The organism is Pseudomonas sp. S3_B11, from assembly GCF_054667715.1.
Window position 1 is genome coordinate 3,952,950 of record NZ_CP162749.1, and the last position, 16,836, is coordinate 3,969,785.

Consider the following 16,836-nt stretch of genomic DNA (forward strand, 5'->3'; position numbering starts at 1 on the left):
CATTCAATGGGTATGCATGGGCACCAGATGAATCTGGTAGGGCTGGAAAATCTTCAGCAACTGACCGTTATCCCGCAACATTTGCAGCAACTGCGCAAACGCCTCACTGGAAATGGGCGCCTGCGGGCGGATCAGCGCGTAATGGTGGTAGACCTGATCGATGCGTTCAGACACCAGCAATTGCGGGCCGACTTCGGGGTTGCGCAACACGTAATCGTTGAGGTACGAACGGGTCACCAGGGCGATATCCGCGCGCCCGCGCAAGACCATCAGCAGGTTGCTGTCGTGGGAGTACGTCAGCGTGGCGTTGTATTGGCCGGTAAGGAACTTGGGATCGGCGTTGAATTCGGCAAAGGCATAGTGATAACCGCTGAACAGTGCCAGGCGCTTGCCCCTGAGGTCGGTGAAATAACTTTGCTGTCGATCCGGCTCGCTCTGGGCGACGAAGACTTCCGCATCCTCCAGGCCCATGTCTACCGAGGTGTGCGGCACGTCCTGCCAGCCCCAGGCCGGGTTCTCGAAGATCGCCATGTCGACCCGGCCCTGCTTGAAATCATTGAAGCGGCGCGGGATCGATGTTGGCACCAGCACGAACTGATAGTCCGTTTGCGCCTGGTTCAAGGCCTCCACCATTTGCGGAAGCAGGCCGGTGTCGGCGCCGTTCTCGGGACGAACGGTATAAGGCGGAAAATGCGCCGCGCCGATCCGTACCAGTTGCGCTGCCTCGGTCGGCAACGCCAGGAAAACGGCCAGAGCAGCCAGCACCAGACGCGAGGTCATCCCCATCGGCGAAAACGTCAAGATAACCCACTCCCCAAAAGTCCCATCAATAACAATCAAGCTAGGCGGTTTCAGCCACTTAGCCAGCCACACGGTCATTCAAGGCACTGCTCGATTATTGTTTTCTTCAAGCACCAGGATCAGGGCTTGCTCGGCCAGCTCATCGAGGCTCAGGCTGCCTTCGGCGCGAAACCAGGTGGTGGTCCAGGACAGCGCTCCCGTGAGGAACCGCCGGGTAATGAACACGTCTCCACGAATATACCCGGCCTCCTTGGCCTGGCCCAGCACCTCGAGCCACAAGTCCTCATAAATATCACGCAGGGCCAGCACATGCCGCTGCCCATCCTGCGATAGCGAACGCCATTCATAGACCAGCACCGCCATGGCCTCGCCGGTGCCGCCCATGATCGACTGCAATTCGCAGCGGATCAGCGCCAATACCCGCTCACGCACGCTGTCGGCCTCGGCCAGGGCGGCGCGCATCAATGCGGTGTTGTAGCGGATGGTTTCTTCCATCACCGCCCGCAGGATTTCGTCCTTGCTCTTGAAATGGTGAAAGATGCTGCCCGACTGAATGCCCACGGCACTGGCCAGGTCACGCACCGTGGTGCGCTCGAAGCCTTTGTTGCGAAACAGGTGGGCGGCGGTCTGGAGCAGTTTGCCGCGAGCACTGTCCGGGTCGGTCAGTTGCCCGTTGTCGACCAGCTCCCGCATCACGCCCAGGGCTTTTTGCTCGTCCACCCATTCTCTCCTACAGTCGATCAACCCACGCGCGAGCATTGCACACCAAACCATCAGTGGCGCGGGCAATTTAAGCTGACCGAGGCAGCCAAGCAAGCGCTCGGCCAGAAGAACCAGTCGTCGTTTACAAACCAAGCGCTTGCTTGGTAGTCTCGAACCACCTTTGCCGGAGGGAACGCCATGCCAAAAACGATCCGTATCGGTTGCGCCAGCGCCTTCTGGGGCGATACCTGTACAGCGGCAGCGCAACTGGTCGAGGGCGGGGCGCTGGATTACCTGGTATTCGACTACCTGGCCGAGGTGACGATATCGATCATGGCCGGGGCGCGCCTGAAGGATTCTTCGAGCGGTTATGCCACGGACTTCATTGAGGTCCTCACACCGCTGCTACGGCGTTTGCATGACCACGGCATCCGTGTCATCAGCAACGCCGGCGGGGTCAACCCCCAGGCCTGTGCGAAGGCCCTGCAAGCGGCCTGCGATCAGGCCGGCGTGCCGTTGAAGATCGCCGTGCTGCTGGGCGATGACCTGCAACCGCAATTCGATCGACTCGCCGCCCAAGACATTCGCGAAATGTTCAGTGGCGAACCCCTGCCCTGCGCGTGCGTGTCCATCAACGCCTACCTTGGCGCGCCCGGCATCGTCGAGGCGTTGCGCCTGGGGGCCGATATCGTGATCACCGGACGCGTGGTGGACAGCGCCGTGGTCAGCGCCGCCTTGGTGCATGAATTCGGCTGGGCCTGGGACGATTACGACCGATTGGCCCAGGCCGCACTGGCTGGGCACCTGATCGAATGCGGCGCCCAGTGCACGGGCGGCAACTTCACCGACTGGCAGCAAGTGCCGGATTACGAGCACATCGGCTTTCCCATCGTCGAGGTCAGCGCCGACGGCCAGTTCACGGTCACCAAAGCCGAAGGCAGCGGCGGGTTGGTCACGCCATTGACCGTCGGCGAGCAGTTGCTCTACGAAATCGGCGACCCGCAAGGCTATCTGTTGCCGGACGTGGTCTGTGACTTCAGCCAGGTCAGGTTGATCCAGCAAGGCAAGCACGCCGTGCGCGTCCACGGCGCCAAGGGCTTGCCACCCACCGATCAATACAAGGTCAGCGCCACCTGGCTGGACGGCTGGCGCTGCACCGCCACCTGCCTGATCGCCGGCATTGATGCGGTGGCCAAGGCTGAACGGGTCAGCCAGGCAATCGTCGCCAAGACCTCACAGGTGTTCAGCCAGCATGGCTGGGCGCCCTACAGCGAAGTGGACATCGAACTGCTGGGCAGCGAAGCCACTTACGGCCAGCACGGCCAACGCCAGGACAGCCGTGAGGTGGTGATCAAGCTGGCGGTACGGCACTCGGACAAACAGCCGCTGGTGCTGTTTTCCAGGGAAATCGCCCAGGCCGCCACCGGCATGGCGCCAGGGCTGACGGGGCTGGTCGGTGGCCGGCCGACGGTGTCGCCGTTGATTCGCCTGTTCTCGTTCCTGACCGACAAAACCACTTGCCGGCTCGACATCGAACTCGACGGCCAGCGTCACCCTTGCCCCCTGCCCGCGTTCGAACCGCTGCACACCGTCGATCTGCCCGTTGCCCCGGACCTGCCCAAACCCCAGGGCCGGGCCGATGCCAGCGTGCCGTTGGTCAAACTGGCGGTGGCGCGCTCCGGCGACAAGGGCAACCACAGCAACATTGGCGTGATCGCCCGGGAACCCGAATACCTGCCCTGGATCGCCGAAGCACTGACGCCGGAGGTGATGGTCGATTGGATGAGCCACGTGCTCGACCCGCGCTTGGGCCGGGTCGAACGCTGGTACCTGCCGGGCACCCACAGTTTGAATTTCCTGCTGGAAAACGCCCTCGGCGGCGGCGGTGTCGCCAGCCTGCGCATCGATCCCCAGGGCAAGGCGTTCGCCCAGCAGTTGCTGGAGATTCAGATTCCGGTGCCGCAAGGCATCGCCGACCAGGTCAACTAAGGGACGGTCGCCAATGCCAGTCATCGAATCGCACCTTGATCCCCACAGTGCTGACTTCACACGCAACCACGCGGCGATGCTGGCTGGTGTCGAACAGCTGCGCCAGCTCGAACAGGCCGTGCTGGAGAAAGCCGCCCAGGCCCAGGGCAAGTTCGACCAGCGCGGCCAGTTGTTGCCGCGCCAGCGCCTGAACCTGCTGCTGGACCCTGGCGCGCCGTTCCTCGAACTGGCGAGCCTGGCCGGCTACAAACTCCATGACGACAAGGACGGCAGCCAGGCCGGCGGCGGCCTGATCGCCGGGATCGGCTACGTGTCCGGGGTGCGGCTGCTGGTGGTGGCCAACAACAGCGCAATCAAGGGCGGCACGATTTCCCCCAGCGGCTTGTACAAGACCCTGCGCCTGCAACAGATCGCCATGGAGAACAAACTGCCGGTCATCACCCTCGCCGAAAGCGGCGGCGCCAATCTCAATTACGCGGCGCAGATTTTCGTCGAAGGCGCGCGCTGCTTCGCCAACCAGGCACGCATGTCGGCCATGGGCCTGCCACAGATCACCGTGGTGCATGGCTCGGCCACCGCAGGCGGGGCTTATCAGCCAGGGTTGTCGGATTACGTGGTGGTGGTGCGCGACAAGGCGCGGCTGTTCCTGGCCGGGCCGCCGCTGCTCAAGGCCGCGACCGGCGAAGTGGCCAGCGAGGAGGAACTGGGCGGTGCACAGATGCATGCGCAGGTGGCCGGCACCGCCGAATACCTGGCCGAGAACGACGCCGACGGCGTGCGCCTGGCCCGGGAGATCCTCAGCCTGCTGCCCTGGAATGCGCAACTGCCGCCACAGCTCGAACGGACGTGGACGGAACCGCTCTACCCCGCCGACGAATTATTGGGACTGGTCCCCGACGACCCGAAGAAACCCTATGACGTGCAGGAAATCATCGCCCGCATCGCCGACGGCTCGAATTTCCTGGCCTTCAAAAGCGAGTTCGACGCCCAGACGATTTGCGGCCACGTGCACATTCGCGGCCACGCCTGCGGCCTGATCGGAAACAACGGACCGATCACGCCGCAAGGCGCCAGCAAGGCCGCGCAGTTCATCCAGTTGTGCGACCAGAGCCGCACGCCGTTGCTGTTTTTGCACAACACCACCGGGTTCATGGTCGGCACCGAGTCGGAGCGACAAGGGGTGATCAAGCACGGCGCCAAGATGATCCAGGCCGTGGCCAATGCCCGAGTGCCCAAGCTGACCGTCGTGGTGGGCGGCTCCTACGGCGCCGGCAATTACGCCATGTGCGGGCGTGGGCTGGACCCACGCTTCATCTTCGCCTGGCCCAACAGCCATACGGCAGTGATGGGCGGCGCCCAGGCCGGCAAGGTCCTGCGCATGGTCACCGAGGCCACGCAGATCAAGAACGGCCTGACCCCCGACCCGAAGATGCTGGACCTGCTCGAGCAAACCACCGCGCAGAAACTCGACAGCCAGTCCACCGCTCTCTACGGCAGCGCCAGCCTGTGGGACGACGGGCTCGTCGACCCGCGCGACACCCGCACACTGCTGGGCTACCTGCTAGACATCTGTCACGAGGCCGAGCAGCGGCCACTGCAAGCCAACAGCTTCGGCGTGGCCCGTTTCTGAGGACGCTCCACGGCTCACAGGAGAACACTAGAAATGATCTTCACCCAGGAACACGAAGCACTGCGGCGCACCGTCCGCCAGTTTGTCGAGCATGACATCAACCCCTACGTCGACGAATGGGAGAAGGCCGGGCGTTTCCCCATCCACGAGGTTTTCCGCAAGGCCGGCGAGCTGGGCCTGCTGGGCATTTCCAAACCAGCTGCCTTCGGCGGCATGGGCCTGGACTACAGCTATTCGATCGTCGCGGCCGAGGAATTCGGCACCATTCATTGCGGCGGCGTGCCCATGTCCATCGGCGTCCAGACCGACATGTGCACCCCGGCCCTGGCCCGCTTCGGCTCCGATGAGTTGCGTGAAGCGTTCCTGCGCCCGGCCATCCGCGGCGAACAGGTCGGCTGCATCGGCGTCTCGGAGGTCGGCGCCGGCTCCGACGTCGCCGGCCTCAAGACCACGGCGCGCAAGGACGGCGACGACTACGTCATCAACGGCAGCAAGATGTGGATCACCAATGCACCCAGCGCCGATTTCATTTGCCTGCTGGCCAACACCTCGGACGACAAGCCCCACGTCAACAAATCGCTGATCATGGTGCCGATGCACAGCCCCGGCATCAGCCTCGGCCAGCACTTGGACAAACTCGGCATGCGCAGCTCGGAAACCGCCCAGGTGTTTTTCGACGACGTGCGGGTGCCACAACGCAATCGCATCGGCCAGGAAGGCGCCGGGTTCATGATGCAGATGCTGCAGTTCCAGGAAGAACGCCTGTTCGGCGCGGCCAACATGCTCAAGGGCCTGGAGCATTGCATCGACAGCACCATCGCGTACTGCAAGGAACGCAAGACCTTCGGCGCGGCCCTGATCGACAAACAGGTGATCCACTTTCGCCTGGCGGAACTGGCCAGCGAGATCGAATGCCTGCGGGCGCTGGTCTACCAGGCCACCGAGCAGTACATCAACGGCCAGGACGTCACGCGGCTGGCGTCGATGGCCAAGCTCAAGGCCGGACGCCTGGCCCGGGAAACCACCGACAGTTGCCTGCAATACTGGGGCGGCATGGGCTTCATGTGGGACAACCCGGTCGCCCGGGCGTATCGCGACGTGCGGCTGGTGTCCATAGGTGCCGGTGCGGACGAGATCATGCTGGGCATCATCTGCAAGCTCATGGGGATTTTGCCGGGGAAGAAAAACTGAGTACATCGCCTGCCAGACCGCCATCGCGAGCAAGCTTTGCTCCCACAGCTGAATGCACTCACCGGGCATTGTGGGAGCAAAGCTTGCTCGCGATGAGGCCCAGACAGACACCGCAAAAACCCAGGAATGACCCCATGCCCGCCTTCAGCAAAATCCTCATCGCCAACCGTGGCGAAATCGCCTGCCGGATCCAGCGCACCGCCCAGGCGCTGGGCTATCGCACCGTGGCGGTGTTCAGCGAGGCTGACGCCGATGCGCTGCACGTGCGCATGGCCGATGAAGCCGTGCTGATCGGCGCGGCCGCGGTGCAGCAGTCCTACCTCAACCCCTCGGCGATTCTCGATGCAGCCCGGCGCTGCGGGGCCGATGCGATCCATCCCGGCTACGGCTTTCTTTCGGAAAATGCCGGGTTCGCCAGGGCCTGCGAAGCGGCCGGCATCGTGTTCATCGGCCCCAGCCCCGAGGCCATCGACCTGATGGGCAGCAAGCGCCGGGCAAAAATCGCCATGATTGAAGCCGGCGTTCCCTGCATCGCCGGTTACCAGGGCGCCGCCCAGGACGACGACACGCTGCAGCGCGAAGCCGGGCGCATCGGCTACCCGTTGATGATCAAGGCCAGCGCCGGTGGCGGGGGCCGAGGCATGCGCCTGGTCCAGAGGGCCGAGGACCTGCTGGAGCAGTTGCGCAGCGCGCGCTCGGAAGCCCTGCACGGTTTTGGCAGCGACGAGTTGATCCTCGAACAGGCCCTGATCGATCCGCGGCATGTGGAAGTGCAGATTTTCGGCGACCACCACGGTCAGTTGATCCATCTGGGCGAACGGGACTGCTCGATCCAGCGGCGCCACCAGAAAGTCATCGAGGAAGCGCCCTGCCCGGTCATGACCGCCGACCTGCGCCAGGCCATGGGCGATGCGGCACTCAAGGTGGGGCGCGCAGTGAAATATGTCGGGGCCGGGACCGTGGAGTTCCTGCTCGCTGCGGACGGTCGGTTTTACTTCCTGGAGATGAACACGCGCCTGCAGGTCGAACACCCGGTCACCGAGTTGATCACCGGCCTGGATCTGGTGGCCTGGCAATTGGACGTCGCCGCCGGCAGGCCGCTGCCCCTGCGCCAGGAGCAGGTGACGCTCAGCGGCCATGCCATGCAAGTGCGGCTGTACGCCGAGGACCCGGCGGCCGATTTCCTGCCTCAGACCGGGCAGTTGATCGGTTGGGAGCCGCCCATACGGGACGGCGTGCGAATTGACCACGGCCTGCTGGAGGGCCAGGCCATCACGCCGTTCTACGATTCGATGCTGGGCAAGCTCATCGTCCACGGCGCCACTCGCGAGGAGGCCCGACGCAAATTGTTGCGAGCGGTGGAGGATTGCGTACTGCTTGGCGTGCAGAGCAACCAGCGACTGCTCGTCGGGTTGCTGGCACACCCGCGGTTCATCGACGGCGACTTCGGCAACGGATTCATCGGGCAGCACTTTGCCAATCATGGGGCGCTCCAGCCCCTCGATCCCTCTGCCGAACAACTCGCCATCGCCACGGCGGCGTTTTATCTGGCCTCGCAAGCACAACGCGCACCGGGCCTGGGCGGATGGCGCAACAGCATCGGCGCGGCGCTGCACTACCGGATCGGCGTCGGGGAGCACGACTGGACGCTGAGCCTGGTGGCCGAAGCCGACGGCACACTCAACATACGCAGTGCCGGGTGCTTGATCGAACTGAGGCTGCTCGACGCTGATCCCCATGGCGCGACACTGATGATCGATGGGATTCGCCGGCGGCATTCCTGGCGACTCGATGGCAACGATCTCTGGCTGTTCACCCGCCCTGGCGGCCTGCACCTGCAAGATCGAACCCTGGCCCCCATCGCCGCCAAGACCAGCCCCGGCGACGGCACGCTCAAGGCGCCCATGGACGGCGCCATTGTCGAGCTGCTGGTCCGCGAAGGCAGCACGGTGCGCCAAGGCCAACTGCTCATGGTGCTTGAAGCCATGAAAATGGAGCACCCACTCAAGGCAGGCGTCGACGGCGTGGTCAGGCAATTGCAGGTCACGCAGGGGGACCAGGTGAAAAACCGCCAGGTTTTGTTGCGCGTTGAAACAGCCCACTAGTCGGATGCCGAGGGTTTGACTACGCTCAAACCCATCAGCACGCCGATACCGGGAACCCTGCAATGCCTCACTGGCTGGTGATTGATCTGGAGGCCACCACCGATGAAGGTGGCTGGCCGGTAACCGAAATGGAAATTATCGAAATCGGCGCCACGCTGGTGAATCGTGACGGCCGCGAAGTGGATCATTTCCAGCGCTTCGTGCGGCCCCTGAGGCGACCGCTGCTCACGCCCTTCTGTCGCGAACTGACCCACATCACCCAGGCCAATATCGACAGTGCCGCGCCCTTGACCGAGGTCTGGCCGGCGTTCGAGCGCTGGCTGGCGCCGTATCAGTCGAAGCTGGAAAGCTGGGTCAGTTGGGGCGATTACGACCGCAAGCAACTGCTTCAGGAATGGCAGCACCAGCAGTTGCACAGTGTCCTCGGCCAGGTACCGCACATGAACCTCAAGCAACGCTTCGCCAAGGCCCGTCGGCTGGAGCGACCGTTGGGGCTCAATGGCGCGCTGCAACTGGCTGGCCTGCAATTCTGCGGTCAACAGCACCGTGCGCTGGAAGACGCGCGCAATACCGCGCGGTTGTTGCCCTTGGTGCTTCCGGGTTGAGCGGCAGCCACCTCCCAGTGCGGCAGATGACGAATGTTGCAGCCTTGTGCATACTGGCCGGCCTTTTTCAGCCCCTTTTTCGAGGAATCGCCCATGTTTAAAGTCAACGAGTACTTCGACGGCACCGTCAAGTCGATCGCTTTTGGCACAGCCGAAGGCCCTGCGACCATCGGCGTCATGGCACCGGGCGAATATGAGTTCGGCACGGCCCAACGGGAAATCATGCACGTGGTCTCCGGCGCGCTGACCGTGAAGCTGCCTGACAGCACCGACTGGGAAACCTTCGAGGCCGGCAGCCAGTTCAATGTTCCGGCCAACAGCAAGTTCCAGCTCAAAGTGGCCGTCGATACCGCTTACCTGTGTGAGTACCGCGGCTAAGCCTGCCCTCATCACAAAAGCGGTTGAGTTATAAACAAAAATGCCCGTGTCCAGTGACACGGGCATTTTTGTTTACGGATCTTTTTATTCGAGCACTTCAACCGGCATGCCGACTTCAAGCCGGCCGTTGCTGTCGTTGACCAGGTTCTGGCCGAACATCGCACCGTCCGGTGTCGAACGGTATTGCTGCAACGTGGCAAAGGGTTCGCGATTCGGATCGCGTTCGCCGGTTTGCGGATCGACCGTGGTCATGATGCAACGTGAGCATGGCTTGACCAGCCGGAACTCAACCTCGCCGATACGAATGCGCTTCCAGCCGTCCTCGGCAAACGCCTCGCTGCCCTCGACCACCAGGTTGGGGCGAAAGCGCAACATTTCCAGCGAACGACCGACCCGGTTCGACAGGTCCTGCAAGGACGCCTGGCCAATCAGCAGCAGGGGGAAACCATCGGCAAAGGCAACCTTGTCGTCATCCTTGCCATAACCGGCGGCAGTGGTACGCGCCAGATCCACCGGCACATGCACCAGGCGGGTAGGATTGCCGATGAACTCGCTGACCCAGGCCGCGGCCTCGTCACCGGCATCCGGCACACGCAAGGTGTCACGCCAGATGATCACCCCGCGCCGCTGTTCCTCCACCACTGGTGGTAGCGGCACGTCGATGGCGCCATGGCCCGGCGCGCTGAGCGTCAGGCCGCCCGCTTCGTTCCACGAGGCTGAGAGCTGGCTCATCTTCGCCACGGCGCGCTGGGTCAGGAAACGCCCCGTGCCCTCATCCACCAGCATCCAGCGCCGGTCACCGTCCAGCCCGAGCTTGTCCAGGCCGATCCCTTGCAAGGGCTGGCCCTTGCCGGACTTCAACGGATACCGATACAGCGCGCTCAGCCGCAACATGGTCAACTTCCCTGGTGGCGAAAAAATGCCACCTTATACGAGCCGGCCATTGAAGCAAACCACCATCGGCTTCAGTCGAGCATCAGCCGCTGGCGCACCACATCGACCAGCTTGTCCGGCTGGAATTTGGAGAGGAAGTTGTCGCAACCGACCTTCTTGACCATCGAATCGTTGAAGCTGCCGGACAGCGAGGTGTGCAGTACGACATAGAGCCCACGCAAGCGCGGGTCGTTGCGGATTTCGGTGGTCAGGCGGTAGCCGTCCATTTCCGGCATTTCCGCGTCGGTGAAGATCATCAGCAATTTATCGGTCATCACCTCGCCGGTATCGGCCCAGGCCTTGAGCATGTTCAGGGCTTTGAGGCCGTCGCTGGCAATGTGCATTTTCACGCCCAGTTGCCCCAGGGTATCGCGCAGTTGCGAGAGCGCGACGTTGGAGTCGTCCACCAGCAACACTTCGCGACCACGGGCGCGCTCCAGCACCGGGTCTTCGAGCTTGTCCCGGGAGACCTTGGCGTTGTACGGCACGATTTCGGCCAGGACTTTTTCCACGTCGATGATTTCCACCAACTGATCGTCCACCTTGCTGATGGCCGTCAGATAGTGCTCACGGCCAGCGCTGGTCGGCGGTGGCAGGATGGCTTCCCAGTTCATGTTGACGATGCGGTCGACGCCGCCCACCAAAAATGCCTGAACCGAGCGGTTGTATTCAGTCACGATAATGGTGCTGTTGGGGCCCGGCACCAGCGGACGCATGCCAATGGCCTGGGACAGGTCGATCACCGGCAACGTCTGGCCCCGCAGATTGACCACGCCACACACGAACGGGTGGCGCTGCGGCATCAGGGTCAGTTTCGGCAGTTGCAGGACTTCCTGGACCTTGAACACGTTAATGGCGAACAACTGTCGACCCGCCAGGCGGAACATGAGAATTTCCAGGCGATTCTCACCCACCAGTTGGGTTCGTTGATCTACTGTGTCGAGAATGCCGGCCATCGATGACTCCTGGGCTTGTTCGGATGAATCCAATGAATGAGATATCGGCTGCACGAGCCGAATCTTGACCCCCGGATAAAATACAAGCGCGGGGCATTGATGTCACATTAACATCATGCTTTACTGGCTTCATGACTTCATCTGCAACTTTTCTCTGCCGCGCGACCCGGGTTTGCGTGCAAAGTTCCCCTGTCTAAGGGATTCCCCTAGGCACAATCAGGTCCAACCTGATATTCCCGTTATCCAATAGCCATTAATGTGACGCCATTCTCATTGCTGAACGGAGTCAGGCTTTTGTGCGCGACCACAGGACATCGGACCTCCAGCCTTTCGGCCGATCCCACCCGTGCAATTGTTTGCGAATTCACTTTCGCTAAACGGCAGGGACGTGTCGCTGTGCGTCCGACCGCGGTCGACCTTGAGATCCAGCCGTTCGCCATAAGCGGGTTTCTTTCGCCTGACATGATGTTGTGGAGATAAGCATGCCGAACGATCGTAGGAACTGGAGCCAGCGTCTTCCCGAGCTTCTGATCGAGGCCGAGACGCTGCTGGCCAAGTCGGAGGAATGCCTGAGTCATCTGCAATTGATCAACAACGACAAGGACGCCATCGATTGCATGCTCAGCACCTTGCTGAAACTGTCGAACAAGGCCAATGCCCTGGCGCTGGAAGCCGTTTCGGAGTTTTCACTGCATATTCATGGCTTGCTCAGTCACGCGCAAAACCACATGGAGTTGCATGACCAGGCCTTGGACGCCCTGAAGGATTGCTTGACCCTGATGGCCTGGCAATTGGAACTGGTCGATCACACCACCGGCCAGTTGGGCCTGGACAGCAGCGAACAGACCTTGTTGATCGAGGCATTCGCTTTCCAGGTAGGCCAGAGCCCCGACCAGGCATCGGCAGCGTCACGTCCGCTGGCGTTGGTACCCTACTCCCAGAAACAAGCCTGAGACGATGATGCCGGCTCAGTGCTGCGTGCCTGGTACGTAGCGCTTACACCGCGCCATGCCGAACGCGACCAACGATAGGTGAAGTGGTACTATCTCGCGCGTCAGCCACTTCAAGACAGCGCCGTAAAAGCCGCCGACCGAAGCTGCCCTCGACCTGAAACGTTTACCCGACCGGGCCTGTCAGATGCGCTGACCGGCCAGCCCGCAGCGAACATTCATTGGCTCCATCCGCTATGTACGCCAGCCTCAAGTCACTCATCACCTGGCCTCCCTCCCGAGAAAACGCCCGTCGCTTCACATTATTACTGTGCATTTGCTCGGCCGTCGGCTGCCTGCTGGCCTACCTGTTCGCCCCTACGGTGCCGTTGAGCCTGCTGGCACTGAATGTGGCGGCCATGACCTGTGTCTGGATCCACCATCGGTTGTCACGCAAATCCATCAAGTTCCAGCCCCAGGAACTGGCCGACCGGTTGCTTGAGGTCCAGGAAAACGAGCGTCATCGCCTCAGCCGCGAACTGCACGACGACATTGGCCAGTTGCTGACCGCGGCGAAACTGCAAGGCGAATGGCTCAAGCGGCGGACACCGGAAGAACTGCAAGGCCAATGCGCGCTACTCTGCGAGACCCTGGACGAAACCCTCAACAAGGTCCGCGACGTATCGGCGATCCTCAACCCCCGGCAACTGACCAGCCTCGGACTGGAGGCCAGCCTGCGGGCGCACCTGCTCAAGACGCTGGCCAATGCCCCGGTGAAGTGGAGCCTCGATTGCCAACAGCGCATGGCAGGCATCCCGGAGGAAATGTCGGTCGCGGTGTTCCGGATCACCCAGGAAGCGGTCACCAACATCTTGCGTCATGCCCGAGCGACGAATCTGCTGGTACGCTTGCAACGCCTGCCTGACGGCCTGACCCTGCTGATCAGCGACGATGGCCAAGGGTTTGTCCCGGCCACCCACCCCGCTCGCGAAGGTCAACGGGGCATGGCCGGCATGTCGGAGCGGGTCGAACAGTTGGGCGGCACCCTCAAGGTCATCAGCGAGGCCGGCAAGGGCACGCACATCGAAGCACGCTTCCCCTGGGCACCGCGAGCCCTGGAACGAGCCAGTAAGAATAAGGTTTTCCTTTGATTTGTAATTTGCTTCTGGTAGATGACCACTCCCTGATCAGGGCCGGCGTACGCGCGCTGGTCATGGATATCCCGGGCTATGCCGTCATTGGCGAAGCCAGTGATGGCACGCAATTGCTCGAACTGGTCGAACGGCTGAACCCCGATATCGTGCTGCTGGACATTTCCATGAAGGACACCTGCGGCCTGGACGCCTTGCAACAGCTCAAGCGGGCACGCCCCCACAGCAAGGTACTGATCCTGTCCATGCATACGGATCCGTCGTTGATCATGCAGGCGCTGGAATCCGGCGCCCATGGCTACCTGCTCAAGGACACCACCGCCAATGAGCTGAAACACGCCTTGGAGGCGCTGCGCAACAACGAACGCTACCTGAGCCCGGCCATCGCCCATACCGTGATCAACCAGGCGCTGACCCGCGTCCAGAAGCATCAGGCGGACCCTGCCCGGGCCCATAACCTGACGGCACGCCAGCTGGAAATACTGCGGCTGATCGTGCGCGGCAAGTCCACCCGGGAAATAGCCAATGGCCTGAACCTGAGCATCAAGACCGTGGAAACCCACCGGGCGCAAATCATGAAGCGCCTGCAGATCCATGACGTGGCCGGCCTTGTGCTGTTCGCGGTGCGCGAACAGATCATCAGCCTGGACGATTGAGCGCCGTCGCGCCGCCCAACAGCGGCGAATCGGACGGCAGGTGCACGCGCAGCGCTTTTGGGTGGACAGTGAAGCGCAGGGTGTCTACCTGCAGCGGCTCGCCATCGAGATTGATATCCAGGCCTTGCGCGACCTTGATCTCCACCCATGGCAAGCGCGCGCGGACAAACATGTTGTCGATGCCCAGGCCACCCGCCAGCAAGTCCTTCAACGTACTGACCACTTCCTGAGGCGCCGGCAAGATGCTGATGTCCAGCAACCCATCATTGGCCAACGCCTCCGGGCACAGCACGTGGCCCCCCCCTGCCTGCCGGCCATTGCCGATACCCAGCGCGAGCAAATCGCCCTGCCAGTGGAAATCGGGGCCTTGCAACTCACCGTAGGCGGCACTCAGCTCACTGAATCGCGATAGGCCGGTGAACAGGTAGGCGGCGCCTCCCAGGACTTTCTTCAGGTCCTCGGAAGTGTTCGCGGTCACCTGACTGCCGAAACCGCCGGTGGCCATGTTCAGGAAAATCCGACCGCAGACTTCACCCACATCTACGACCTGCGGCGCAACGTCGAGCAAATCCAGGGCCTGCGCGGGCTCCAACGGAACACCGGCCGCCCGGGCGAAATCGTTGGCCGTGCCCAGCGGTAGCAATACCAGGCTGGCATCACTCGAATGGAGGACGATCGCTTCAGCGATATCACGCAAGGTCCCATCACCGCCGCCGGCGATCAGTCGCGTATAACCGGCCTCCAGCGCCTCATCGACGCATCGTTGGGCATCACCCGCCTCCCAGGTCAACCGTACCGCCAGGTCCCAGCCCTGCTCGCGCTTGAGCATCACTGCCGCGCGAACCTCTTCGTTGAGCGCTTGCTTGCCATGCAAAATCAACAGCGCCTTGCCTTTGCTCATCGTTGTCTCCGTCATTGGAAGGTTCAGGAAATGGGACCGCTCATTCGAGCGAAAAAGCCCGAAACATCTCAATTTATTAAAAAAGCAGGAAGGCTTGCCCCCGGGAGAAAACCCGCAGGGCAGCTCGTTCGACCGGGACGTCTTGATTCGAAGAGTTTTCTTACAAGATCTGGCGAATCAGCTCAATTGACCCTCTAGCGGTATTGAGACACCTTGGTCTTCTGTTTTGCTGGAACGCTAAAACCCTCATCAGACAAGGAAGCAATTACCCATGGATGGATACGTCACGGCCCGCTGGGGCCGGATCAGTCGTTCGAACAGTTATGGCCAAGGGGATGATCCGTCCCATGCATAACCGTGAATACAAGCTGTTGCCCCAGCAGCGCGCGCCCCTTGGAAGCGGGCGGGCCGATACTCAGAACGAATGCAAAAGTTGCAGTAATCCCGTTGGAGGAATTGATTTGGAACCGCGCGTCGTTGAACTGGAAACCCACCTCAAATACATCCGCAAAGACATGGATGAAATTCGCACCGACGTAAAGGTGATCCGCCACAGGCTGGCCTATTCGGCTGGCGCTGCAGCGGTGGTGCTCGGCCTGCTGGGCTGGATTGCGAACAATCGATTCGATCAGGTGGTGATGCTGCTCACACGATGAAGGTGAGGCGCGTGAAGGCCCGAGGATCCGGCTCGGGCCGCAGAACACCTGCCACAGTGTTAGCCCAGGACTTCGCTCAAGGGAATGAAGCCCACTTCATCGCCCTCCACCAGCGTCCGTCCCTCAAGCACTTCGACCAACCCTTCGGCCCAGGCGGCGCTGCGCAGGACACCCGAGCTTTGATTGCGGTAGATGATCGCTCGACCATTCTCCATGCGGCCTCGCAAGTATTCTCGTCGACTGCCTGCCTTCGGCCAGGCGAAACCGGCCGGCACCTTGAACTTGAGCGGCGCCACCGACAGAACGCCCTGGCGTCTTAACAGGTAGGGCCGCGCCAGCAGTGCGAAAGTCACGAGGGTCGAGGCAGGGTTTCCAGGCAGGCCTATGACCGGCACGCCACGGTAATGCCCGAACGTCAGCGGCTTACCCGGCTTGATGGCGAGTTTCCATAACGCCAGCTCGCCGTCCTCGCGCAAGGCGATGCCCAGGAAGTCCGCCTCCCCTACCGATACTCCACCGGTGGACAGGATCAGATCGACATCAGACAACTGTGCCAGACGCTCGCGGGTGGCCGATAAATCGTCGGGCAGGATACCCGCGTCAATCACTTCACAACCCATGCGTTGCAGCCAGCCACACAGCAGCACGCGGTTGCTGTTATAGATCTGGCCTGGGCCCAACGCCTGACCGGGTTCGACCAACTCATCCCCCGTGGACAGGACTGCGACGCGGACTTTGCGCACCACGTCCAGCGATGCACAGCCCAAGGAGGCCGCAAGCCCCAGCTCGATCGGCCCCAGGCGAGTACCGGCAGAGAGAACCTGCTCGCCGACGGTGGTTTCCTGCCCCTGGGGGCGAATGTTCTGTCCGCCGACCATGGACTCGGTAAACCGCACCCGCTGGTCGTCTTCAACCACGGCATTTTCCTGCATCTCGACGCAATCGGCGCCAGCAGGGACTGGCGCCCCGGTGAAGATCCGCGCGCACGTGCCAACGGCCAGCGGCTCCGGGGCCTGCCCGGCAAAAATCCGCTGGCTGACCTTCAACGGCTCGCCGTTCCAGTCAGCCAGCCGCAAGGCATAACCGTCCATGGCGCTGTTGGGCCATGGCGGCAAATCAAGGGTCGACACCAGATCCTCGGCGAGCACTCGCCCTAGCGCCGCGGCCAAAGGCAAATGCTCGCGCTGGACGATCGGCGTGGCCGCAGCCATCTCGAGCAGTCGCTCCAACGCGACCTCAACGGCCATCAAGGC

Annotated in this window: 16 protein-coding genes; 10 read left to right on the top strand and 6 right to left on the bottom strand. The window is 62.2% G+C overall.

Features of this window, described 5'->3' with window-relative positions; all coding sequences use genetic code 11:
* Nucleotides 1–3: 3 nt before the first annotated feature.
* Nucleotides 4–780: a substrate-binding periplasmic protein gene (locus AB4O22_RS17700; RefSeq protein ID WP_223473091.1), complete on the bottom strand. Its 777-nt coding sequence runs from the start codon at nt 778–780 to the stop codon at nt 4–6.
* Nucleotides 781–879: 99 nt separating this feature from the next.
* Nucleotides 880–1,521, bottom strand: a complete 642-nt coding sequence (locus AB4O22_RS17705; RefSeq protein ID WP_223473066.1) for a TetR/AcrR family transcriptional regulator — start codon at nt 1,519–1,521, stop codon at nt 880–882.
* Nucleotides 1,522–1,701: 180 nt separating this feature from the next.
* On the opposite strand from AB4O22_RS17705, the gene AB4O22_RS17710 reads away from it, so the two are divergent.
* The 6 genes from AB4O22_RS17710 to ppnP all read left to right on the top strand — a co-directional run bounded on the left by AB4O22_RS17710 (nt 1,702) and on the right by ppnP (nt 9,401).
* Nucleotides 1,702–3,492: an acyclic terpene utilization AtuA family protein gene (locus AB4O22_RS17710; RefSeq protein WP_223473067.1), complete on the top strand. Its 1,791-nt coding sequence runs from the start codon at nt 1,702–1,704 to the stop codon at nt 3,490–3,492.
* A gap of 13 nt (nt 3,493–3,505) precedes the next feature.
* Complete coding sequence (gene atuC, locus AB4O22_RS17715; protein ID WP_223473068.1) at nt 3,506–5,122, top strand: geranyl-CoA carboxylase subunit beta; 1,617 nt, start codon at nt 3,506–3,508, stop codon at nt 5,120–5,122.
* Nucleotides 5,123–5,155: 33 nt separating this feature from the next.
* Nucleotides 5,156–6,313 (top strand): citronellyl-CoA dehydrogenase, encoded by a 1,158-nt coding sequence (gene atuD, locus AB4O22_RS17720; RefSeq protein WP_460096853.1) that lies wholly within the window; start codon nt 5,156–5,158, stop codon nt 6,311–6,313.
* A 134-nt stretch (nt 6,314–6,447) separates the two neighbouring features.
* A complete protein-coding gene (locus tag AB4O22_RS17725; protein WP_460096856.1) occupies nt 6,448–8,418 on the top strand; it encodes an acetyl/propionyl/methylcrotonyl-CoA carboxylase subunit alpha in 1,971 nt (656 codons plus the stop codon).
* A gap of 62 nt (nt 8,419–8,480) precedes the next feature.
* Entirely contained in the window at nt 8,481–9,023 is a 543-nt protein-coding gene (locus AB4O22_RS17730) for a 3'-5' exonuclease (protein WP_057451016.1), read from the top strand.
* Nucleotides 9,024–9,116: 93 nt separating this feature from the next.
* Nucleotides 9,117–9,401, top strand: a complete 285-nt coding sequence (gene ppnP / locus AB4O22_RS17735; RefSeq protein WP_014337306.1) for a pyrimidine/purine nucleoside phosphorylase — start codon at nt 9,117–9,119, stop codon at nt 9,399–9,401.
* Between the two features lie 84 nt (nt 9,402–9,485).
* On the opposite strand, the gene AB4O22_RS17740 is transcribed toward ppnP, so the two are convergent.
* The gene (locus AB4O22_RS17740) at nt 9,486–10,295 is read right to left on the bottom strand and encodes an MOSC domain-containing protein (RefSeq protein ID WP_003199473.1); all 810 of its coding nucleotides are present in this window, start codon (nt 10,293–10,295) and stop codon (nt 9,486–9,488) included.
* A 71-nt stretch (nt 10,296–10,366) separates the two neighbouring features.
* Entirely contained in the window at nt 10,367–11,290 is a 924-nt protein-coding gene (locus AB4O22_RS17745) for a chemotaxis protein CheV (protein ID WP_003183670.1), read from the bottom strand.
* Between the two features lie 482 nt (nt 11,291–11,772).
* Here AB4O22_RS17745 and AB4O22_RS17750 point away from each other — a divergent pair, with 482 nt between their 5' ends.
* The 3 genes from AB4O22_RS17750 to AB4O22_RS17760 all read left to right on the top strand — a co-directional run bounded on the left by AB4O22_RS17750 (nt 11,773) and on the right by AB4O22_RS17760 (nt 14,026).
* Nucleotides 11,773–12,243, top strand: a complete 471-nt coding sequence (locus tag AB4O22_RS17750; RefSeq protein WP_223473070.1) for a hypothetical protein — start codon at nt 11,773–11,775, stop codon at nt 12,241–12,243.
* A 233-nt stretch (nt 12,244–12,476) separates the two neighbouring features.
* On the top strand, nt 12,477–13,370 hold the full coding sequence (locus AB4O22_RS17755) for a sensor histidine kinase (protein ID WP_223473092.1): 894 nt from the start codon (nt 12,477–12,479) through the stop codon (nt 13,368–13,370).
* The gene (locus tag AB4O22_RS17760; protein ID WP_223473071.1) at nt 13,367–14,026 is read left to right on the top strand and encodes a response regulator; all 660 of its coding nucleotides are present in this window, start codon (nt 13,367–13,369) and stop codon (nt 14,024–14,026) included. The genes AB4O22_RS17755 and AB4O22_RS17760 overlap by 4 nt, the downstream gene beginning before the upstream one ends.
* Here the strand turns inward: AB4O22_RS17760 and yegS are convergent.
* Nucleotides 14,010–14,927, bottom strand: coding sequence for a lipid kinase YegS (yegS, locus tag AB4O22_RS17765; protein ID WP_223473072.1), 918 nt, complete (start codon nt 14,925–14,927; stop codon nt 14,010–14,012). The two genes, AB4O22_RS17760 and yegS, sit on opposite strands and share 17 nt — an antisense overlap.
* A gap of 347 nt (nt 14,928–15,274) precedes the next feature.
* Between yegS and AB4O22_RS17770 the strand changes: the two genes are divergently transcribed.
* Nucleotides 15,275–15,583, top strand: a complete 309-nt coding sequence (locus AB4O22_RS17770; RefSeq protein ID WP_223524573.1) for a hypothetical protein — start codon at nt 15,275–15,277, stop codon at nt 15,581–15,583.
* A gap of 59 nt (nt 15,584–15,642) precedes the next feature.
* On the opposite strand, the gene AB4O22_RS17775 is transcribed toward AB4O22_RS17770, so the two are convergent.
* Complete coding sequence (locus AB4O22_RS17775; RefSeq protein ID WP_161796646.1) at nt 15,643–16,830, bottom strand: molybdopterin molybdotransferase MoeA; 1,188 nt, start codon at nt 16,828–16,830, stop codon at nt 15,643–15,645.
* Between the last annotated feature and the right edge of the window lie 6 nt (nt 16,831–16,836).